The 20,787-nt window shown below is 67.4% G+C and carries 15 protein-coding genes and 1 riboswitch; of the genes, 6 read left to right on the top strand and 9 right to left on the bottom strand.

Annotated features, from left to right (window positions below; all coding sequences use genetic code 11):
• Window positions 1-176 precede the first annotated feature (176 nt).
• Together G4G00_RS09280 and G4G00_RS09275 are read right to left on the bottom strand one after the other, a co-directional pair.
• Window positions 177-1,319, bottom strand: coding sequence for a DUF3103 family protein (locus G4G00_RS09280; RefSeq protein ID WP_164272822.1), 1,143 nt, complete (start codon window positions 1,317-1,319; stop codon window positions 177-179).
• Between the two features lie 143 nt (window positions 1,320-1,462).
• Complete coding sequence (locus tag G4G00_RS09275) at window positions 1,463-2,713, bottom strand: DUF819 family protein (RefSeq protein ID WP_108753812.1); 1,251 nt, start codon at window positions 2,711-2,713, stop codon at window positions 1,463-1,465.
• Between the two features lie 138 nt (window positions 2,714-2,851).
• On the opposite strand from G4G00_RS09275, the gene G4G00_RS09270 reads away from it, so the two are divergent.
• Window positions 2,852-3,241 carry a VOC family protein gene (locus G4G00_RS09270; protein ID WP_108753813.1) on the top strand — a complete coding sequence of 130 codons (390 nt, stop codon included), beginning with the start codon at window positions 2,852-2,854 and terminating at the stop codon, window positions 3,239-3,241.
• Between the two features lie 439 nt (window positions 3,242-3,680).
• On the opposite strand, the gene G4G00_RS09265 is transcribed toward G4G00_RS09270, so the two are convergent.
• Both G4G00_RS09265 and G4G00_RS09260 read right to left on the bottom strand, forming a co-directional pair.
• Window positions 3,681-4,967 carry a HAMP domain-containing sensor histidine kinase gene (locus G4G00_RS09265; protein WP_164272819.1) on the bottom strand — a complete coding sequence of 429 codons (1,287 nt, stop codon included), beginning with the start codon at window positions 4,965-4,967 and terminating at the stop codon, window positions 3,681-3,683.
• A complete protein-coding gene (locus G4G00_RS09260) occupies window positions 4,951-5,661 on the bottom strand; it encodes a response regulator transcription factor (RefSeq protein WP_164272816.1) in 711 nt (236 codons plus the stop codon). Before G4G00_RS09260 ends, G4G00_RS09265 begins: the two co-directional genes overlap by 17 nt.
• A 130-nt stretch (window positions 5,662-5,791) precedes the next feature.
• Here G4G00_RS09260 and G4G00_RS09255 point away from each other — a divergent pair, with 130 nt between their 5' ends.
• The 4 genes from G4G00_RS09255 (at window position 5,792) to G4G00_RS09240 (ending at window position 12,849) form a co-directional block, all read left to right on the top strand.
• Entirely contained in the window at window positions 5,792-7,495 is a 1,704-nt protein-coding gene (locus tag G4G00_RS09255; protein ID WP_164272813.1) for a glycosyltransferase family 39 protein, read from the top strand.
• 111 nt (window positions 7,496-7,606) lie between these two features.
• A complete protein-coding gene (locus tag G4G00_RS09250; protein ID WP_205515533.1) occupies window positions 7,607-8,359 on the top strand; it encodes a phosphatase PAP2 family protein in 753 nt (250 codons plus the stop codon).
• Window positions 8,356-10,005, top strand: coding sequence for a phosphoethanolamine--lipid A transferase (locus G4G00_RS09245; RefSeq protein WP_164272810.1), 1,650 nt, complete (start codon window positions 8,356-8,358; stop codon window positions 10,003-10,005). The genes G4G00_RS09250 and G4G00_RS09245 overlap by 4 nt, the downstream gene beginning before the upstream one ends.
• 882 nt (window positions 10,006-10,887) lie before the next feature.
• Window positions 10,888-12,849: a M2 family metallopeptidase gene (locus G4G00_RS09240; protein WP_108753817.1), complete on the top strand. Its 1,962-nt coding sequence runs from the start codon at window positions 10,888-10,890 to the stop codon at window positions 12,847-12,849.
• An 86-nt stretch (window positions 12,850-12,935) separates the two neighbouring features.
• Here the strand turns inward: G4G00_RS09240 and G4G00_RS09235 are convergent, their stop codons facing one another.
• Together G4G00_RS09235 and G4G00_RS09230 are read right to left on the bottom strand one after the other, a co-directional pair.
• On the bottom strand, window positions 12,936-13,325 hold the full coding sequence (locus tag G4G00_RS09235) for a hypothetical protein (RefSeq protein WP_108750728.1): 390 nt from the start codon (window positions 13,323-13,325) through the stop codon (window positions 12,936-12,938).
• A gap of 61 nt (window positions 13,326-13,386) precedes the next feature.
• Window positions 13,387-14,625, bottom strand: a complete 1,239-nt coding sequence (locus tag G4G00_RS09230; protein ID WP_164272807.1) for a multidrug effflux MFS transporter — start codon at window positions 14,623-14,625, stop codon at window positions 13,387-13,389.
• Window positions 14,626-14,924: 299 nt separating this feature from the next.
• Window positions 14,925-15,027: riboswitch (glycine riboswitch) on the top strand.
• A 62-nt stretch (window positions 15,028-15,089) separates the two neighbouring features.
• On the opposite strand from G4G00_RS09230, the gene gcvP reads away from it, so the two are divergent.
• Window positions 15,090-17,957 (top strand): aminomethyl-transferring glycine dehydrogenase, encoded by a 2,868-nt coding sequence (gcvP, locus tag G4G00_RS09225; protein WP_164272805.1) that lies wholly within the window; start codon window positions 15,090-15,092, stop codon window positions 17,955-17,957.
• Window positions 17,958-18,039: 82 nt separating this feature from the next.
• Here the strand turns inward: gcvP and G4G00_RS09220 are convergent, their stop codons facing one another.
• The 3 genes from G4G00_RS09220 to G4G00_RS09210 form a co-directional block, all read right to left on the bottom strand.
• Window positions 18,040-18,450, bottom strand: coding sequence for a VOC family protein (locus tag G4G00_RS09220; RefSeq protein ID WP_005418291.1), 411 nt, complete (start codon window positions 18,448-18,450; stop codon window positions 18,040-18,042).
• Window positions 18,451-18,570: 120 nt separating this feature from the next.
• Window positions 18,571-19,947, bottom strand: a complete 1,377-nt coding sequence (locus G4G00_RS09215; RefSeq protein ID WP_199911451.1) for an amino acid permease — start codon at window positions 19,945-19,947, stop codon at window positions 18,571-18,573.
• Between the two features lie 75 nt (window positions 19,948-20,022).
• Window positions 20,023-20,733: an AraC family transcriptional regulator gene (locus G4G00_RS09210; RefSeq protein ID WP_108753821.1), complete on the bottom strand. Its 711-nt coding sequence runs from the start codon at window positions 20,731-20,733 to the stop codon at window positions 20,023-20,025.
• Window positions 20,734-20,787 lie beyond the last annotated feature (54 nt).

Raw genomic sequence — 20,787 nt, 5'->3', positions numbered from 1 at the left:
CCGACCAACGGTCGGCACCCACCTAAAGCCGCGCGACCGAGCCTCCATGGACGGATTCACGGCGTCCCCCGCAACCGGCCCCACCCCGCCATCCCACGGAATGTCCGCTGTTGCCGTTGCTTCAGTCGAGCATGGCTCGACTCTACAGCGGGTGCAGGGCTGCAAGCCCTGCTGGCCTATTCCACCAGGGTGATGGGCGTGAGGGTGACCTTGGCGTTGTTCGCCGCGCCCATCCGGTCGGTGTAGCCCTGCCCGCGCTGCAGCAGGTAGATGCTGTCCAGGTAATCGATGTCGTTGGCAAACCACGATGTCGGCATGGCCTTGAGGATCGCCCCGGCGATATCGGCAATCACCGCGTACTCGGGAGCGAACGCGCCCAGCGCCGTCTTCACGCCGGTGGCCAGAGCGACCAGCAGCTCCTGGTAGTTGGTATCGCCATCGTCTTCAAACAGCTGCACATTGGCCGCGTTGAAGCGGTAGTTGCCCCAGATCACCAACGGCTGTTGGGGCGTGTAGTCGGTCTGGTCATGGTCCAGCCACGGCATGTCCACTGTCATCATTTCCGGTTCGGTGGCGTCGACCTGCAGGCCTGACACGACCGCGAACACTTCGGCCGCGCCCAGCGCCCACGGCTCCTGATCGTCATTCAGACGAATACGGTCCAGGCGGGTGATGTCCAACGAAGCGCTGGCGCCGTCGGCCGACAGGGTGATGCGTTCGGGCGACTGCAGCCCGCGCGCGCGCAGACCCGCATTGACCAGGGCCATGCCCTCCTTCACTGCACGGCGGGTATCCACGTCCACGATCAGCACGGGCACATCCGGCGCGTGCCGGGCATCGAGCAGGTGCGCGCGGCCCTGCGCGTCGTAGGCGGTCAACGTGGTCCAGTCGCGGTCGTTACCACGTGGCAGGCTGGCCACCCACAACCGCTCCGGTGCGACCGCAGCCAGCGAGGCACCTGCAGGCACGAACGCCCGCAGCTGCAGCAGCCCCGGCCCCTGCTGGACCAGGCCCTTGCGCTGGCGCACCTGCTGGTCCTGCGTGGCCAGTAGCGTGCTGGCGCGGGTGCGTGCCTGCGGATCGAAGCGGGCCATCACCTGCTGCAGGGCGACTCCCTGCTCCGGCCCCGACTGCAGGGCAGCGCGCGCACTGGCGGCAAACCCCGGCTGGGCCAGCAACGCGGCAACCTCGCGCGCGCTGCTTTCGGTGATCGCCTGTACGTCAGCGCGCTGCGGTGTCAAAGGCGACTGCGCGAAGGCGCTGCCAGCGGCAAGCACCAGGGTCAGTACTGCCGCACGAAACATCCGTTCTTTCGTCATGGTCATACCTGGGCACAGGCTGGCGGCTGCCAGCGGAAGTGCCCACGGTACGGAGCGCACCGGATCGGTTCCGGTATGCACCGCACAATTCGTGCGGTTGCCGGGGAATGCGTCAGGCGCGGCCTGCGCATTCCCCCGGCCGGTTACGCGCCGGCCATCGCCTTCAGGATCAAGCCGGTGACGTAGGCCAGGCCGGTGCCGGTGGCATAGCCCACCGTTCCCAGCAGCACGCCCACCGGCGCCAGCGACGGATGGAACGCAGCGGCCACCACCGGCGCCGATGCGGCCGCGCCAATGTTGCCCATCGAGCCGACACCAAAGAAGAACAGCGGTGCGCGCACCAGGCGTGCCACGATCCACAGCACCAGCACGTGGGTGGCCATCCAGATCAGGCCCAGGACGAACAGCCAGGGGCGATCCAGCAGCGACAGCAGGTCCATCTGCATGCCGATGCAGGCAATCAGGAAGTACAGGAACACGGTGCCCAGGCGCGATGCACCGGCCGATTCCAGGCGCCGTGCGCGGGTGAAGCTCAGGCCCAGGCCGAAGGCGGTGGACAGCAGCACCACCCACACGAACTGGCTGTCCAGGCTGAACTGGCTGGACCAGCCGACGTTGGCCTTGAACCAGGCGGCCAGCTGCGCGGCAATGGCATGTGCCAGCCCCACCCCGCCCAGCGCCACGCCGACGATCACCATCAGGTCGGTGAGGGTGGGAATGCGCGAATTCTGCGCTTCATAGGCGCTGATACGCGCCTTCATTTCATCGATGGCGCGGGTATCGGCACCGCTGCGGGTGTCGATCTGCTGTGCGCGGTTGGCCAGGAACAGCAGGATGGCCATCCACAGGCTGGCGCAGGCCACATCGACCACGGCGAACTGGCCGAAGGTGGTGGCGTCGGTGCCGAAGATCTCGCGCATGGCCACCATGTTGGCGCCGCCACCGATCCAGCTGCCCGCCAGCGCGGCCATGCCCGCCCAGGTATCGCCGGCCACGGTTTCCGGATGGATGAACTTCATCACCTGGAACGACACGATGGCACCGAGCATGATGCCTGCCGTACCGGCGCAGAACACCAGGATCAGCTTCGGGCCGAGCTTGGCGATGCCTTTCAGGTCGATCGACAGCGTCAGCAGCACCAGCGCCGCCGGCAGCAGCACGTCGCGGGCGACCGGGTTGTACAGGGCCGTGTTGTGGCCATCGATCAGCCCAACGGTGTTGTAGATGGCCGGAATGAAGTAGCACAGCAGCAGGGCCGGCACCCAGGCGAAGATCTTCTTCAGCAACGGGGTGGGGCCACTGGCGGCCCAGAAGATCAGGGCCAGGGTGGCAGCAATCAGGCCAAGGCCTACGATATCGCTGGTGATCAGCGCGGTAGCGGGTTCGGTCGGCATGGGATCCTCTGTCGATCGAAAGGGCGTGGAAAAAAGAAGTGCCGCATCGGTGCGGCACGGCCCGAGGTTAACATCCTCTTCACGCAGGGTCATGCTGCAGTGCCGGCCACCCTGCCCTTCCTCAACGGAGCCTGTGCCATGCAACTGGGAGCTTTTTCAGTCAGCCTGTCGGTGAAGGACCTGGCCGCCTCGCGCTCGTTCTACGAGGCGCTTGGGTTTTCGGTGACCGGCGGCGATGCCAGCCAGCACTGGCTGGTGCTGCGCAACGACGGCATCGTGATCGGGCTGTTCCAGGGCATGTTCGAAGGCAACCTGCTGACCTTCAACCCGGGCTGGGACCAGCACAAGCAGGAACTGGCCGACTTCCAGGACGTCCGCGAGCTGCAGGCCGCCATTGAAGGCAAAGGGATCGAACTGGCCGTGCGCACCGACCCCGATGGCCAGGGAACGGGCTATGTGCAGCTGGCCGACCCGGATGGCAACGTGATCCTGATCGACCAACACGTGACGCGGCCGAAAGCGCGGTAATCCGCGCCGGTTGGCGGCGGTAATCCGCTTTGGTAAGCGTCGACCTTGGTCGACGACCGACGTGCCAACCAAGGTTGGCACCTACCGGGCGTCGGGCGGTAATCCGCTTTGGTAGGCGTCGACCTTGGTCGACGACCGACGTGCCAACAAAGGTTGGCACCTACCGGGCGTCGGGCGGTAATCCGCTTTGGTAGGCGTCGACCTTGGTCGACGCACGACGTGCCAACCAAGGTTGGCACCTACCAGGCGTCGGGCGGTGATCCCCTTTGGTAGGCGTCGACCTTGGTCGACGCACGGCGTGCCAACCAAGGTTGGCACCTACCAGGGACCGACGTGCCAACCAAGGTTGGCACCTACCAGGGACCGACGTGCCAACCATGGTTGGCACCTACCAGGGACTGGCGTGCCAACCGGGGTTGGCACCTGCCACGCGTTCGGATCAGGCCGGGCGCGATGCGGCGAAGTCGAGCGTGACCCGGGTGCCGCGTGGTTCGCAGGGCTGGAACTGCAGCGTCCAGCCCAGGTGCTCGCAGAGACGGGCAATCAGTTCCAGGCCGATGCCACCGCGGTCGGCGCGCTCACCGCGGGCCAGCCGCGCATGGATCGCGGCGATTTCTTCCGGACTCATGCCGTGCCCCGGGTCCTGCAGGGTCAGCACGGCCTGCGCGTCCAGGCTCAGCGCGATGTGGCCGCGCCCGCTGTTCTCGATGGCGTTGCGCAGCAGGTTGCCGATGGCCGCCTGCACCACCGCCAGCGGCGCAACGATATCCACCGCCGCCGCCTGGATGCCGATGCTCAGGTCCTTGTCACCCAGCAGGTGGCGATGGTCGTCAACGATCTCCGGCAGCAACTGGTCCAGCGCGATGCGCTCGGCACGCGAGCTCAACCGTGCCGGATCACGTGCCAGCACCAGCAGCAGTTCGATCAGCTCTTCCACGCCCAGCGCGGTGCGCAGCACCCGCTGCATCTGCTGGCGCGCGCGCTCGGGCAGGCCCGGCTGCTCCAGTGCCAGTTCGGCCGCGCCGGTCACCACGGCAATCGGCGTGCGCAGTTCGTGGCTGGCCGTGCTGATGAACACCCGTTCGCGCTCGACGAACTGTTCATTGCGGTCCAGGTAATCGTTCAAGGCATCGGCGATGGTGTGCAGCTCGGAGCTGCCACGCGGATCCACCTCGATGCGCTGGCCCTGCTCGCCAGGGCGCAGTGCGCCGATGTTGCGCGCCAGCAGGCTCAACGGCCGCACCATGCGCTCCATGCCGAAGGAAGCCATCATCACGGTAACGAAGATCATGATGATGCCGGCCAGCATCACCCAGCGCGTGGCGAACTGTTCCAGGTCGTGGAAATCGGTGATGTCCAGCGCCAGCGCCACGCGGCCCAGGGTGGGCGTATCGCGCACCATGACGGCCGTTTCGCGGTCGTCGATCAGCACGCCGTCGTGCAGGCCGGGATGCAGTGTGCGCACGCTCTCGGGCAGGTCGGGCTGGCCGAACCGGTACAGGCTGAGCGTGTCCGAATCCTGCCAGTGATAGTCCGGCTCATGCCGGGTGTGTTCCAGGATGCTGTCCAGTTCGGAATTGAGCAGCGCACGCCAGGCGGCATGTTCGGCATGCTCGTGCACGTAGTTGCCGACGCTGAACACCGCCAGCGACAGCAGCGCCAGGTAGCCCAGCAGCCACCACACCACGCGCCGGTACAGCGGGCCGGGCTTACGCGCGCGGGGCATTGCTGTCGTCCTCTGCCGCCGGGCCGGCAGCCAGGCGGTAGCCCACCCGCGGCAGGGTGTGGATCAGCTTGTCGGCGAAGGGACCGTCCACGCTGCGGCGCAGCTCATACACGTGCGAGCGCAGCAGGTCCCCATCGGGCGGTTCATCGCCCCACAGGGCGAATTCCAGTTGCTGCCGGGTTACCGCACCGGGGCTGGCGCGCATCAGCACTTCCAGCAGCTTGCGGCACGCCGGATACAGGTGCAGTGCCTGTCCGCCACGCTGCGCTTCCAGGGTGGCCAGGTCCAGCACCAGATCGGCCACCTGCAGGCGCTTGCGTGGATTGCGGCCCTGGGCCCGCAGCAGCAGCGCCTCCAGCCGCACCTCCAGTTCCGGCAGGGCGAAGGGCTTGGTCAGGTAGTCGTCGGCGCCGGCGCGGAAGCCGGCGATCTTGTCGGGCAGTTCATCGCGGGCGGTCAGCATGATGACCGGCACTTCCGAACCGTGCTCGCTGCGCAGACGGCGCAGCACTTCCGGCCCCTCCATGCGCGGCAGCATCCAGTCCAGGATGACCGCATCGTAGGGATGGCTGCCGGCCAGGTGCAGCCCGGTGATGCCATCGGGGGCCACATCCAGCACGTGCCCGCGCGACTCGAAGTAGTCGAACAGATTGGCCACCAGCTGACGGTTGTCTTCGATCACCAACAGGCGCATGCGTAGCGGATCCACGGGAACTGGCCCCATGGTAGCCCTGCCCGTGTCGGAAAGCGGTCGGGATGGCGCCCTTCCGACAGGTTTCCCACGCCGCCAAGCGCAGCCTGTGGGTTTTGCCCCGGAGCCTGCCGTGCCCGACGCCCTGCCCCGCCGTTGGCTGCAACCCCTGCTGTGGCTGCTGGTTGCCGTTGCCCTTGCGGCTGGTTTGGGGCTGCGCCAGCCGCAGCCGCCGGATGAACCACGCTTCGTACTGGCGGCCCGCAGCATGGTCGAGAGCGGGCAGTGGCTGCTGCCCCATCGCGGGGTCGAACTGTATGCGGAAAAACCCCCGGTGTTCATGTGGTTGCAGGCGGCCGCGTACCAGCTGGTGGGAAGCTGGCAGTGGTCGTTCCTGCTGCCTTCGCTGCTGGCTGCGCTGCTGACGCTGTGGCTGGTGGCGGACCTGGCGCGGCGCCTGTGGTCGCCCCGTCATGCGCTGTTCGCCGTGGCCGCGCTGTTCTGCACCCTGCAGTTCGGCCTGATGGCCAAGCGCGCGCAGATCGACATGGTGCTGGTGGGCATGACCACGCTCGCCCTGTGGGGCGTGCTTCGCCATCTGTGCGAACGCCGCAACCTGCCCGCGTTGTGGCTGGCCGGGGTCGCCGCCGGCGTCGGCACGGTGACCAAGGGCGTGGGCTTCCTGCCGCTGCTGATCGTGCTGCCCTGGCTCGGCTGGCGGCTGCACCGGCGCCACCTGGGACGGGCCGTGGACGGCCCGCACCCGGCCACCCTGCTGTGGTTGCTGCCGGCCTTCCTGCTGGGCACGGCCGTCTGGCTGGCGCCGCTGGGCTGGGCCCTGCTGCATGAGCCCAGCACCGCATTGCAGTCGTATGCGCATGAGCTTCTCTTCAAACAGACCGGCACGCGCTACGCCAACGCGTGGCACCACCGGCAACCGGTCTGGTACTACCTGCAGGTGATGGCCACGCTGTGGCTGCCCGGCAGCCTGCTGTTGCCCTGGCTGCTGCGGCCGTGGTGGCGGCGCCTGCGCCGCGGCGACCTGCGCCATTGGCTGCTGCTGGGATGGGCGGTGCTGGTCCTGGTGTTCTTCAGCGCCAGCCCCGGCAAACGTGAGGTCTACGTGCTTCCCATGCTGCCGGCGCTGGCGCTGGCGGTCGCGCCACTGCTGCCGGGCCTGCTGCGCCTTGTGTGGGTGCGGCGTTACCTGTTCGGTTACAGCGCCGCGCTGATGCTGTGCACCGGTACGCTGGGCGTGCTGCTGATGAGCGACAGCGCATGGGCGCAGGCACAACTGGCACGACGGGCGATGCCCGAAACATTGCTGCCGGTGCTGGGACAAGGGCTGTTGAGCTTCGCCATCGCCGTGGCAACGCTGGCCGTGTGGCTGCGGGTGCGCCGCGCAGGTCTGTTGGTGCTGCTCAGCCATGGCCTGCTGTGGCTGCTGTACGGCGGCCTGCTGATGCCGGCGCTGGATCCCTTCGCCTCGGCTTCGGCGGTGATGCAACGGGTTGGCCAGCGGATCGGGCCCGATGCCGAACTGGCGATGGTTGCCTGGCGGGAGCAGAACCTGTTGCAGGCCGATCGGCCGGTGCAGGAGTTCGGCTTCAAGCGCCCTTGGGACGAGCAGTGGCACTCCGCGGGGCCGTGGCTGGCGCAAGCCCCGCACACACGCTGGGTACTGGTGCTGGACCAGGCCATGAGCCCCTGTGTGGACCGCGCGCAGGTGATCGATATCGGCGTGGCCAACCGCAATCACTGGTTGCTGCTGCCAGGTACGGCCTGGAACGTGGATTGCCATGCGGCAACGGTCGGGATGTCGCAGGAGGAATACTGAACGGATCGCGGCCGGCGCCGGCAGATTAACCCGTCGCCAACACCGGTCCGACCCTTCTCCGACACGTTGCTGACCAGCATGGCCGCGATTCCCGCCACGGCACCGGTCCGCATGCCCGCACATCCTCTTGCCCCCGCACTCGCGATTGCCCCATCCCGGCTGGGCTCACGCTTCGCGCTGACCCACCTGTGGCTGCCGTTGGCCATTGGCATTCCAGCGTTCGCCCTGCTGATGGGTTTCGGCGGGGACCAGTGGCTGGCCGATCACGTGTACCAACTGCAGGGCGGGCACTGGGCCTTTCAGCACGCGTGGCTGACCGGCACCCTGGTGCACCAGGGCGGCAAGTGGCTGAGCACCCTGGCCGCCCTGGTCGCCATCCTGCTGTGCTTCCACCACTGGCGGCGCGGGCGTGACCGCACGCTGCGCTGGGCGCTGCTGTACGTGGTGGCTGCCGTGGCACTGGGCACCGGGCTGGTATCGCTGCTGAAGGCGCTGGTGCCCATGGACTGCCCGTGGGACCTGCTGCGCTATGGCGGCCACGATGCCTTCGTGGGTCTGTTCGATCGCCGCCCGCAGGGCATGCTGGCGCGTGCCTGCTTCCCGGCCGGCCACGCCAGTGCCGGTTATGCATGGCTGTGCCTGTACTTCTTCGCCCAGCTCTGGCGCCCCAGCTGGCGCTGGGTGGGGCTGGGCATCGGCCTGGCCGCCGGGCTGGTGTTCGGCGTCAGCCAGCAACTGCGCGGTGCGCACTTCCTTTCGCACGATGTCGCCACCGCGCTGCTGTGTTGGCTGTTGTCGCTCGGCCTTTTCCTGGGCGTGCAGCGCTGGCTGGCGCGGCCGCGCCGCCAGGAGGCACAGGCATGAACGCATCGGTTGAACGCTCGCCGCGCCTTCCCGCGCTGGCATCGCTGCTGCAGTGGCGGCCGCTGCTGTCCACCGAAGCGCTGATCGCGCTGGCCAGCCTGTTCTTCGCCGTCGCAGGCAACGGGCTGTTCTGGCACAGCGCGATGGCCAGCCACCCCGGCAGCCTGCGCTATGCACTTTCGCTGCTGCTGTTGCTGCTGGGCGCACATGGCCTGCTGCTGGGGTTGCTGGTGTGGCGCTGGAACGCCAAGGTGATGGTCAGCCTGCTGTTGCTGGTCACCGCGTTCGCCGCGCACTACATGGGGCGCTACCACATCTATCTGGATGCGGACATGCTGCGCAACGTACTGGCCACCGACCCGAAGGAAAGCCGGGAGCTGATGACCGCCTCGCTGCTGTGGCCGCTGCTGTGGCTGGCGGCCGTACCGATGCTGCTGCTGTGGCGCGTGCAGCTGCGCAGGCGAAGCTGGGGCCGCACGCTGCTGTGGCGCGCGGGCTTCCTGCTGCTGGCAGCGGCGACCGCGCTGGGCGGTGCGCTGTTGTCGTTCCAGGATGTGTCGGCACTGATGCGCAACCAGCGCGAGGTGCGCTACCTGGCCACGCCGGCCAACGTAATGCTGGGCCTGCCGCGCGCACTGCGCAGCGACAACCCGGTGCAGCGCGCGCCGAAGCTGCCGATCGGCACCGACGCCATGGCCACCCCGCGCGCGCCGACCAGCAAGCCGCGGCTGCTGGTGATCGTAATGGGGGAAACACTGCGTGCGCAGGACTGGGGCCTCAACGGCGGCCGCAACACCACGCCCGAGCTGGCCCAGGCGCCGGTGATCAATTTCCCCGACATGCACTCGTGCGGCACCAGCACCGAAGTCTCGCTGCCGTGCATGTACTCGCCCTGGGGCCGGCACGACTACGACGAGAAGAAGATCCGCGCGCACCAGTCGCTGCTGCACGTACTGAACCGCGCCGGCATCACCCCGCTGTGGCGTGACAACCAATCGGGCTGCAAGGGCGTATGCGAAGGTCTGCCGTTCCAGTCGCTGGCCGATGCGACCACGCCTGGGCTGTGCGCGGATGGCCGCTGCATGGATGAGATCCTGCTGCAGGACCTGGCCACGCAGGTGCGCACGAAGCCCGGCGACCGGGTGGTGGTGCTGCACCAGCTGGGCAACCATGGGCCAGCGTATTTCGAGCGTTATCCTGCCGCGTTCCGTCGATTCACCCCCACGTGCGACACCCGCGACATCGGCCAGTGCAGCCGCGAACAGATCACCAACAGCTACGACAATGCAGTGCTCTACACCGATCATTTCCTGGCCCGAACGATCGGCACGCTGCAGGGGCTGGACGACTACGACACGGCGATGATCTACCTGTCCGACCATGGTGAATCACTGGGCGAAAAGGGCTTGTTCCTGCATGGCGTGCCCTACGCCATCGCGCCGGCCGAGCAGACCCGGGTACCGATGACGATGTGGTTCTCACCGGGCTTCGCGCACAGCCGTGGCTTGGATCTGCAGTGCGTGCGCAAGCGCGCGGCGGCGTACACCGACCACGACAACCTGTTCCCCTCAGTGCTGGGGCTGATGCAGGTGAAGACCGCACTGTACGAACGCGACCGCGACGTGTTCGCCAACTGCGCACGGTAGGGGTGTTTGTGGCAGGGCTTGCAGCCCTGCACCTGCCGAATCAACGTCAACGTCAACGTCAACATCAACGTCAAAAGCGGGTGTGCTGAGGGTTGGCGGGGTGGGTCCGGTCGAGGGGGACGCTGCAAGTACGTCCATGTAAGCTCGGTCGCCGCATCCATGCGGCTCACGCCCCCTCGACCGGACCCACCCCGCCTTCGACAGTTTCCTGCGATCTGTCGGAATGACGGGGTCGGATCCCGTTGCTTCGCAACGGGCTCTGACCCCAGATTCATTTGGATATCCGACAGAATTCATCCACGCATGGCGTGGATCTACTGGCCGCCGACCAACTGTCAGAGGTGGGGCGGTGTCGGATTGCGGGGTGTCCGCGGCATGGATGCCGCGGCCAAGCCTACACGGGTGAGGGCGCTTTGCTTGCGAAGCACTGCTTCGCAAGCGCCCGAACGCACAGCCGCCAGCGGCTGGGCCGGGCCCCGGAGGGGTACTTGCGGCGTCCCCGCAATCCGACACCGCCCCGCCAGCCCACGACACGGATGAATTCAGTCGCTATCTGACAGATGTGTCGACCAAGGTCGACACCTACCAACAACCGCGCGGAACAACTGGCGCAGTCAGCAACAGCCGCGGCCAACTGTCAGAGGTGGGGCGGTGTCGGATTGCGGGGTGTCCGCGGCATGGATGCCGCGGCCAAGCCTACACGGACGTACTTGCGGCGTCCCCGCAATCCGACACCGCCCCGCCACCCCACGGATACCCAGCTTTTGACGTTGCCGTTGCAGTGAGCGGGTGCAGGGCGCAGCCCTGCCGGACCTTTGCCACTTGCGGTGGCTGCGGCTGCCCACTAGCCTTCGGCCGTCGTTCACCACCCAAGGACTACCCGTGAAACACCGCCATCTGCTGCTGGCCTCGGCAATCGCCGCCGCCACGCTGGCCCTGGTTGCCTGCAAGAAGGAAGCTACCCCCGGTTCTGAAGCCGCCGCCCCCAGCGCGCCGGCCGGGGAAACCGCCGACCAGTTCGTTGCCCGCATCAACGCTGAATACAAGGCCGCCTACCCCGAGATGACCTCGGCGCAGTGGCTGTCCTCTACCTACATCAACAGCGATTCCGAACGCATCGCCGCCAAGGCCAACGAACGCTCGCTGACCCAGCTCAACAGCTGGATCGAACAGGCCGCCAAGTTCGAAGGCCAGCCGATGAGCGAGGACAGCAAGCGCGCCATCCACCTGCTGAAGCTGATGTCGTCGATGCCGGCGCCGCGCGATGCCGCCAAGCTGGCCCAGCTGACCCAGATCGCCACCCGCATGGAAGGCAGCTACGGCGCCGGCAAGTACTGCACCGACGCCAACGATCCGGCCTCCTGCCGCCAGCTGGGCGACCTGGAACAGGTGCTGTCGCGCAGCCGCGACTATGACAAGCAGCTGGACGCCTGGCAGGGCTGGCACAGCACTACCAAGGGCATGCGCGGCGACTACCAGCAGTTCGTCAGCCTGGTGAACGAAGGCGCCAAGGGCATGGGCTTCAGCGATGCCGGGCAGATGTGGCGCAGCGGCTACGACATGCCGCCGGAACAGATCGGCCCGGAAACCGACCGCCTGTGGGAACAGGTCAAGCCGATGTACGAGCAGCTGCACTGCTACACCCGCGGCAAGTTGGACAAGACCTATGGCAAGGACAAGGCCGAAGTGGGCAACGGCCTGATCGCCGCGCACCTGCTGGGCAACATGTGGCAGCAGGACTGGTCGAACCTGTGGGACCAGCTGGAGCCCTACCCCGGCGCCGGCAGCCTGGACATCACCGCCGCGCTGGAAAAGCAGTACCAGACCAACCTGAGCGCGGCGCTGGACAAGGCCGGCAAGGACGCCGATGTGACGGCGCGCTACAAGGCGCAGCGTGAGGCCGAGCTGCGCACCGCACGGCAGATGACCGAACGCGCCCAGGACTTCTACGTCTCGCTGGGCATGCCTTCGCTGCCGCAGTCGTATTGGGACAAGACCCAGTTCATCAAGCCCGACGACCGCGACGTGGTCTGCCACGCCAGCGCCTGGGACATGAACATGGAAGGCGACGTGCGCACCAAGATGTGCATCAAGCCCAACGAAGAAAACTTCACCACGATCTACCACGAGCTGGGCCACATCTATTACGACCTGGCCTACAACCCGCTGCCGCCGCTGTTCCAGGGCGGTGCCAACGATGGCTTCCATGAAGCGATCGGCGACACCATCGTGCTGGCGATGACGCCCAAGTACCTCAGCTCGATCGGCCTGGTCGATGCCCCGACCGAAAGCCGCGAAGCGGTGATCAACAACCAGATGCGCATGGCGCTGTCGGGCGTTTCGTTCCTGCCGTTCGGCCTGATGATTGATCGTTGGCGCTGGGGTGTGTTCGATGGTTCGATCACCCCGGACAACTACAACAAGTCCTGGTGGGACCTGAAGGCCAAGTACCAGGGCGTGGCCCCGGCCAGCGCGCGCGGCGAAGAATTCTTCGATCCGGGCGCGAAGTACCACGTGCCGGGCAACACCCCGTACACCCGCTACTTCCTGGCCCGCATCCTGCAGTTCCAGTTCTACAAGGGCCTGTGCGATGCGGCTGGCTACAAGGGCCCGCTGCATGAGTGCACCTTCTACGGCAACAAGGAAGCCGGGCAGAAGTACTGGGCGATGCTGAGCAAGGGCGCCAGCCAGCCGTGGCAGGCCACGCTGAAGGAGCTGACCGGCAGCGACAAGCTCGACGCCGGCCCGATGATCGAGTACTTCACCCCGGTCAACGAGTGGCTGAAGCAGCAGAACGAAGGCCAGATGTGCGGCTGGCAGGCCAGCGCGGCACCGGCGAAGTAAAACGGAAAGGGGCGGATCCGCGAGGATCCGCCCCTTTCAAGCAATGCAGTCGAGCATGGCTCGACTCTACAAACGTAAGGCAGGCCTCAGCCCTTCTTCGCCGCCATCACTGCGGCCAGCTCGGCCTTGAACTCGTCGAAGGTCTGACCCTTCTCCTGCACTTCGGCCTGCGCCGCATCGCGCAGCGCATCGGAATAGATCAGGCGCACCGGCGTGCCATTGCGCTCGTGCAGCTCACCGGCCTGCATGATCATGGCCAGCACGTGCGCGGCGCTGTGGGTCTGGCCGGCAATGCGGCCATCCATGCCCAGCACCCATTCGCCATCGCGGCGGACCACACCGGCCAGCAGCGCACGCTGCGGATCGCGCAGTTCGGCATGCGGTTCGACCGGCGAAGCGGTGGCCGCCGCCTTGTTGGCAGCCTGCTTTTCCTGGCGGCGACGCTGGTCGCGGCGGATCTTGGACGTGGTGGACATGGGGGGTCGTATCGCACAGCAAGGGGGCGCAAGAATAACCCAGCCCGGCCGCCGCGCCGCTTCACGCCAGCGGCGGCTGCTCCTGGACAGGGGCCTGCAGGGCGCGCTGGCGCAGATGTTCCCAGTACCAGAACACGAAGCCGGCGGCGAAGAAACCGGCCTGGCCCAGCGCCAGGTGCAGGGGGCTGGCACTGAGCAGCGGCGAGACCACACCGGCCACCACGGTGCTGATCATCAGCTGCACGAAGGCCTGCAACGACGAGGCCAGGCCACGCTGGTGCGGGTACATGTCCAGCACCGCCAGGGCCAGGATCGGGAAGATCAGCGCCATGCCGGTGCCGCCCAGGAAGATCGGCAGCACCGCCCAGGGCAGTGCCAGCTGCGGCGCCAGCGCCACGTAACCGATGTTCAGCAGCGCCGACAGCGCGCACAGGGTGAAACCGATGCTGATCTGGCGGGTCGGCAGGGTCCGCCCGGCCATGCGCCCGGACAGGAACGAGCCCAGGGTCATGCCGCCGATGGTGGGAATGAACAACCAGGCAAAGCCGCCTTCGCCCAGGTGCAGGTGCTGCATCACGAACACCGGCGCCGAGGCGATGTACAGGAAAATGCCACCGAAGTTGATGCTGCCGGCCAGCGCCAGCCGCAGGAAGCGCGGGTTGAAGCCGATGCGCACGTAGTCGCGCAGCAGGCCGCGCGGTGACAGCGGTACGCGGGCCTCCACGGGGTGGGTTTCGGGCAGGAAACGTGCCGCGGCCACCAGCAGCAGCAGCGAGAACACCACCAGGAACCAGAAGATGAGCGGCCAGCCGGCGCCGCTGAGCAGGATCCAGCCGCCGATGATCGGTGCGATGGCCGGGGCGATGCCGAACAGCATGGACACCTGGCTCATCAGCCGCTGCGCGTCATGGCCGTGGTACAGATCGCGGATGACCGCGCGGCCGACGATCATGCCCACGCCGGCCGACAGGCCCTGCACGGCGCGGAACACCAGCAGGGTGCTCAGATCGGTGGACAGCGCGCAGCCCACCGAGGCGCCGACGAACACCACCAGACCGCCCAGGATCACCCGCTTGCGCCCCCAGGCGTCGGAGAGCGGGCCGTGGGCCAGGCTCATCAGGCCGTAGAACAGCAGGTACACGCTGATGGTCTGCTGCACCGCCACTTCATCCACGGCCAGGCGCTGGGCCAGCTGCGGAAAGGCCGGGAAGATGGTGTCGATGGAGAACGGCCCGAACATGGCCAGGCCGGCCAGCAGCAGGGCCATGCGACGGGTGGAGGGTGCAACGGCGGCGGTCATCGGCGGGCGTCCGGCAGGGCCGTGCGCAGCATGCACGGCAGGCGCCGCTTCCCCGTGGCAGGGACGGCGCCAGATGAATACGAGAGTCCGCCCATGATAGGCGCCCCAGCCTGCCGGCGCCATGCATGAACGCGGTCGCTCACGGTCAGGGCCATCCTTCATTCAGCCCCGTCAACGCGGCCGCGACCCACTGCGCCGGCCCGGCAACCGGCTATAATCGGCGGGCAACACGGTGGGAGAAGCGGAACACCGCTGCCGAAGGCGCAACGCCCGTAATCGCTCAGGCCCGATACCACCCGTAACACAACTCTGGAGAGACCGGTTCGATCCGGCGCCGAAGGGGCACGAAGCTGCGGTTTTCCGCGCTTTTAAACTCTCAGGCAAAAGGACAGAGGGGCGCCCCGCAGACCGCCGACCGGCGGCTTGTGCCCGTGCGTGTGCCCTTCCCTGACGGATCCTTCGCCATGTCCCAGAACACCCCCTCCCTGCGTGAGCTCGAGCACCACAGCGCGTTCGTTGAACGCCACATCGGCCCCAACGACGCCGAGATCGCGCAGATGCTCGACGTGGTTGGCCACGCCACGCTGGATGCGATGACCGATGCCATCGTGCCGGCGAAGATCAAGTCGCCCGCGCCGCTGGCCCTGCCCGAATCGATCACCGAAGTGCAGGCACTGGCCAAGGCCCGTGCGATCGCCGACAAGAACACCGTGCTGCGCAGCTTCATCGGCCAGGGCTACTACGGCACCCACACGCCGAACGTGATCCTGCGCAACATCCTGGAAAACCCGGCCTGGTACACCGCCTACACCCCCTACCAGGCGGAAATCTCGCAGGGCCGCATGGAAGCGCTGATCAACTTCCAGACCCTGTGCGCCGACCTGACCGGCATGGAGATCGCCAACGCCTCGCTGCTGGACGAAGCCACCGCCGCCGCTGAAGCGATGACCCTGGCCAAGCGTTCGGCCAAGTCGAAGTCGGATACCTTCTTCGTGCACGACGCGGTGCACCCGCAGACCCTGGAACTGCTGCGCACCCGCGCCGAGCCGATGGGCATCGTGCTGCGCGTGGGCACCCCGGCTGAAGCACTGGAAGCCGAAGCCTTCGGCCTGCTGCTGCAGTACCCCGATACCTTCGGCCAGGTGGGCGACTACAAGGCGCTGGTTGATGCCGTGCACGCGCGTGGCGGCCTGGTGGCCGTGGCCACCGACCTGCTGGCGCTGACCCTGCTGGCCGCCCCGGGCGAATGGGGCGCGGACATCGTGGTCGGCAACAGCCAGCGCTTCGGCGTGCCGTTCGGCTTCGGTGGCCCGCATGCGGCCTTCATGGCCTGCCGCGATGCCTACAAGCGCTCGATGCCGGGCCGCCTGATCGGCGTGTCCATCGATGCGCAGGGCAACCCGGCCTACCGCCTGACCCTGCAGACCCGCGAGCAGCACATCCGCCGCGAGAAGGCCACCTCCAACATCTGCACCGCGCAGGTGCTGCTGGCGGTGATGGCGTCCATGTACGCCGTCTACCACGGCCCGGATGGCCTGACCCGCATCGCCCGCCGCACCCACCGCCTGGCCTCGATCCTGGCCGCGGCGCTGCGCACGGTCGGCGTGCAGGTCGGTGGCGACTTCTTCGACACCCTGCACATCACCGGCGTGCACGCCGATGAGATCCACGCCAAGGCCCGCGCCGCCGGCTACAACCTGCGCGCGATCGACAGCGACTCGGTGGGCATCAGCCTGGACGAGACCACCACCCGCGCCGATATCGTGGCCCTGGCCGCCGTGTTCGGTGCCGGCCTGGACGTGGAAGCGCTCGATGCCAGCACCGCCGATGCGCTGCCGGCCGGCCTGCTGCGCCAGTCCGCGTTCCTGACCCACCCGGTGTTCAATACCCACCACAGCGAGCACGAACTGCTGCGCTACCTGCGTTCGCTGGCCGACAAGGACCTGGCGATGGACCGCACGATGATCCCGCTGGGCTCGTGCACCATGAAGCTCAACGCCACCGCCGAGATGATCCCGGTCACCTGGCCGGAGTTCTCGCAGATCCACCCGCTGGTGCCGGCCGACCAGGCGCTGGGCTACAAGGAACTGATCGAATCGCTGGAAGCCATGCTGGTGGAATGCACCGGCTACGATGCGGTCAGCCTGCAGCCGAACTCCGGCGCGCAGGGTGAGTACGCCGGCCTGCTGGCGATCCGCGCCTACCACCGCTCGCGCGGCGAAGGCCACCGCGACATCTGCCTGATTCCGGATTCGGCGCACGGCACCAACCCGGCCTCGGCGCAGATGTGCGGCATGAAGGTCGTGGTGACCAAGACCGATGCCAACGGCAACGTCGATGTCGAAGACATCCGCGTCAACGCCGAGAAGTACAGCGACCGCCTGGCCGCGATCATGATCACCTACCCGTCCACGCACGGCGTGTTCGAGGAAGAAGTGGTCGAGATCTGCGAGATCATCCACCAGCACGGCGGCCAGGTGTACACCGACGGCGCCAACATGAACGCCCTGGTCGGCGTGGCCAAGCCGGGCAAGTGGGGTTCGGACGTGTCCCACCTGAACCTGCACAAGACCTTCTGCATTCCGCACGGCGGCGGTGGCCCGGGCGTGGGCCCTTGTGCAGTGAAGGAACACCTTGCACCGTTCCTGCCGGGCAAGCTGGGCGACAACGGCCCGGTCGGCATGGTCAGCGCGGCCAGCTTCGGCAGCGCCTCGATCCTGCCGATCAGCTGGATGTACATCGCCATGATGGGCACCGAAGGCCTGCGCAAGGCCACCCAGGTGGCCCAGCTCAACGCCAACTACATCGCCAAGCGCCTGGCCCCGCACTTCAAGACCCTGTACACCGGCCGCAACGGCCTGGTGGCACACGAGTGCATCCTGGACGTGCGCCCGCTGGAGAAGACCAGCGGCGTGGGCGCCGAGGACGTGGCCAAGCGCCTGATCGACTTCGGCTTCCATGCCCCCACCCTGAGCTTCCCGGTGGCCGGCACGCTGATGGTCGAACCGACCGAAAGCGAATCGCTGCACGAGCTGGACCGCTTCATCGACGCGATGATCCAGATCCGCGAAGAGATCCGTGCGATCGAAGACGGCCGCCTGGACCGCGAGGACAACCCGCTGAAGAACGCCCCGCACACCGCCACCGCGGTGACGGCCAGCGAGTGGACCCACGCTTACCCGCGCGAACTGGCCGCCTTCCCGCTGCCCAGCCTGAAGCTGCAGAAGTACTGGCCGCCGGTGGCGCGCGTGGACAACGTGTACGGCGACAAGAACGTGATGTGCGCCTGCATCCCGGTCGATGCCTACAAGGACGACGAAGTCGAGGCATGATCGACAAACGGCCCGCGCAAGCGGGCCGTTTTCGTTCAGGGTAGCGCCGGGCCATGCCCGGCGAGCGCAGCGGCTGAACCGATCACGGGTCCGGCATCTGCCCCAGGCTCAACTGCCACGACACGCCGAAGCGGTCCTGCACCCAGCCATAGCGGTTGCTGAAATCGTAATCGCCCACCGGCATCAGCCAGTGCCCGCCCTCGCCCAGCACCCGCGCCGCACGCTCGAACTGCTCGGCGCCGGAACATTCCACGAAAAGGGAGATCGACGGGCTGAAGGTGAAATCGTGCACGTCCAAGCTGTCGAAGCACAGATAGTGCGTGCCACCCAGCAGGAAGATCGCCTGCCGCACCTGCCCCGGCACGCCCGCGCCGGCGCCTTCGGGATGGCGCTGCAGGGCCAGCAGGCGGAAATCGGCGAAGGCTTCGGCGTACAGCGCCAGGGCGGCCTCGGCCTGGCCGGTGAACATCAGGAAAGGACGGCTGCGCAGCATGCGGTGCTCCTGTTCGACGGGTCGTTCAGGACCCAGGCCATCAGGATCGCACCGCAGATGTAGGCAGCATGTATCGATCACGCCGGGCCACGCCCGGCGGCTTCGATCCGAAGGCGGCGGTCAGGCCTCGCGCAGGCGCCGTGCGATCGCGCTGCCGGCCGCGATGGTCGCCGTCAGCGCCACCATGGACAGGAACTGCAGACGGGTCTGCGCTTCGCTGAGCAGCAGGCCGAAGATCAGCGCCAGGATGGCCAGCGCGCACACCGTCAGCCACGGGAAACCGGCCATGCGGAACGGCAGGCGCGTGCCCAGGCGGTCGGCGCGGCGGCGCAGCACCAGCTGCGAGACCAGCGACAGCGTCCACACCAACAGGCAGGTGGAGCCGACGATGTTCAGCAGCACCGGCAGCACCTTGTCCGGGAACAGCAGTTCCATGATGGTGGCGGCGAAGCCGAACAGCACGCTGGCCAGCACGGCGATCACCGGCACCTGGCGCGGGTCGGTCCAACCCAGCACGGCCGGCGCTTCGCGGCGCTGGGCCAGCGAGAAGATCATGCGCGAGGCACCGTACAGGTTGGCATTGAGCGCCGACAGCAGGGCAATGACCGCGATCAGGGTGATGGCCGTGGCCGCGCCTGGAATGTTGGCGACCTGCAGGACGGCGGCAAACGGCGATTTCAGCGACTCGCTGTTCCACGGCACCACCGCGATGATGACGCTGAGCGAACCGATGTAGAACACCAGGATGCGCCAGGCCACGGTACGGATCGCGCGGGCGATGCTGCGCTCGGGGTCTTCGGTTTCCGCGGCGGCCACCGCCACGATCTCGGTGCCGCCAAAGGCGAACACCACCACCAGCAGGGCCGCACCGATGCCGGCCAGGCCCTTGGGCGCGAAGCCGCCGTGCTGGGTGAAGTTGCTCAGCCCCGGCGAGGTGACCTGCGGCAGCCAGCCCATCAGCAGGGCGATGCCGATGGCGATGAAGGCCAGGATCGCGGCGACTTTCAGGATGGCGAACCAGAACTCGAACTCGCCGAAGTTCTTCACCCCCAGCAGGTTGATGGCGGTGAAGAACAGCATGAAGGCCAGCGCAGCCATCGGTACCGGTACTGCGGGCCAGACGGTGGCCAGCAGCCCGGCCGCGCCCACCGCCTCGGCAGCGATCACGATCACCAGCTGCACCCACCACAGCCAGCCCACGGTGGCACCGGCGGTGGCCCCCATGGCATCGGCGGCATACACCGAGAACGCACCGCTGGTCGGCTTGGCCGCGGCCATCTCGCCCAGGGCGTTCATCACGATGATCACCAGCGCGCCGGCCACCAGGTACGACACCAGTACCGCCGGCCCGGCCGCCTGCACGCCTACACCGGAGCCCAGGAACAGCCCGGCGCCGATCGCGCTGCCCAGGCCCATCATGATCAGCTGGCGCGGCTTGAGCGAATGGCCCAGGCGCGAGGTCGAAGCGGTCGAAGAAGGGTTGGCGGGCATCGGCAGGGCTGGCGGCGGCTACAGGGGCGACACCTTACATTGTCCCCCACCCGGCGGGATAGGCACAGTGCAGCAGGGCGCTCAGGCCGGCAGCGGTTCGCCGATGCGGGCCCGGTAGGCGCGCGGCGAAAAGCCGGTTTCCGCCTTGAATTTACGGGTGAAGGCGCTCTGGTCGCTGAAACCGCAGGCCTGGCCGATGCAGGCAATGCTGTCCTGGCCGTGCAGCAGGTGCATGGCCATCTGGATGCGCAGGCGGGTCAGCACCTGCTGCGGGGTCATCTGGAACACCTTGCGGAAGCTGCGCTCGAGCTTGGACAGCGAGAAGCCGGTGATGTCCAGCAGGGTCTGCATGCGCACGTTTTCGGCGTAATGCGCGTTCAGATGGGCCAGCGCCAGTCGCAGCTGTTCGTACTGCGCGCCCAGGCTGTCCTTCTGCCCCAGATCGCGGGAGATACCGATCAGCCCCTGGATCTGCCCCTCCACCAGCAGCGGTCGCTTGCAGGTCAGGCACCAGCCCGGCTCGCGGTTGGCGAACAGGTGCAGCTCCATCAGGTTCTCGATCACTTCACCGCCCAGCACGCGCGCGTCCTGGTCCACGTAGTCGGCGCTCAGGCCGGTGGGATAGATCTCGGCGGCGGTGCGCCCGATCACGTCCTTGCGCGCACGCAGCCCCAGCCGCCGCAGCATGGTCTGGTTGACGTGGGTATAGCGCCCCTGCCGGTCCTTCATGAAGAACAGCACGTCCGGAATGGCGTCGAACAGGGCTTCGATGTCGGTGGGCTCGACTCGCATGCGGCAAGCATACCCGAGCCGGCTTTTGCCCGTACGTTCACCCGCGGCGGACCG

It is taken from the genome of Stenotrophomonas sp. B1-1 (genome assembly GCF_010894375.1).
GTDB lineage: Bacteria > Pseudomonadota > Gammaproteobacteria > Xanthomonadales > Xanthomonadaceae > Stenotrophomonas.
The sequence above is the reverse complement of the archived record's forward strand: the minus strand, read 5'-3'. Positions and strand labels throughout refer to the sequence as shown.

What these genes read in the sequence shown, in the direction of transcription:
- G4G00_RS09220 (WP_005418291.1), bottom strand. Translation starts at nt 18,450, where the DNA reads ATGCTGCGCAGCCGTCCTTTCCTGATGTTCACCGGCCAGGCCGAGGCC.
- G4G00_RS09280 (WP_164272822.1), bottom strand. Translation starts at nt 1,319, where the DNA reads ATGACGAAAGAACGGATGTTTCGTGCGGCAGTACTGACCCTGGTGCTT.
- G4G00_RS09250 (WP_205515533.1), top strand. Translation starts at nt 7,607, where the DNA reads ATGCCCGCACATCCTCTTGCCCCCGCACTCGCGATTGCCCCATCCCGG.
- G4G00_RS09260 (WP_164272816.1), bottom strand. Translation starts at nt 5,661, where the DNA reads ATGCGCCTGTTGGTGATCGAAGACAACCGTCAGCTGGTGGCCAATCTG.
- G4G00_RS09230 (WP_164272807.1), bottom strand. Translation starts at nt 14,625, where the DNA reads ATGACCGCCGCCGTTGCACCCTCCACCCGTCGCATGGCCCTGCTGCTG.
- gcvP (WP_164272805.1), top strand. Translation starts at nt 15,090, where the DNA reads ATGTCCCAGAACACCCCCTCCCTGCGTGAGCTCGAGCACCACAGCGCG.
- G4G00_RS09235 (WP_108750728.1), bottom strand. Translation starts at nt 13,325, where the DNA reads ATGTCCACCACGTCCAAGATCCGCCGCGACCAGCGTCGCCGCCAGGAA.
- G4G00_RS09275 (WP_108753812.1), bottom strand. Translation starts at nt 2,713, where the DNA reads ATGCCGACCGAACCCGCTACCGCGCTGATCACCAGCGATATCGTAGGC.
- G4G00_RS09210 (WP_108753821.1), bottom strand. Translation starts at nt 20,733, where the DNA reads ATGCGAGTCGAGCCCACCGACATCGAAGCCCTGTTCGACGCCATTCCG.
- G4G00_RS09270 (WP_108753813.1), top strand. Translation starts at nt 2,852, where the DNA reads ATGCAACTGGGAGCTTTTTCAGTCAGCCTGTCGGTGAAGGACCTGGCC.
- G4G00_RS09265 (WP_164272819.1), bottom strand. Translation starts at nt 4,967, where the DNA reads ATGCCCCGCGCGCGTAAGCCCGGCCCGCTGTACCGGCGCGTGGTGTGG.
- G4G00_RS09245 (WP_164272810.1), top strand. Translation starts at nt 8,356, where the DNA reads ATGAACGCATCGGTTGAACGCTCGCCGCGCCTTCCCGCGCTGGCATCG.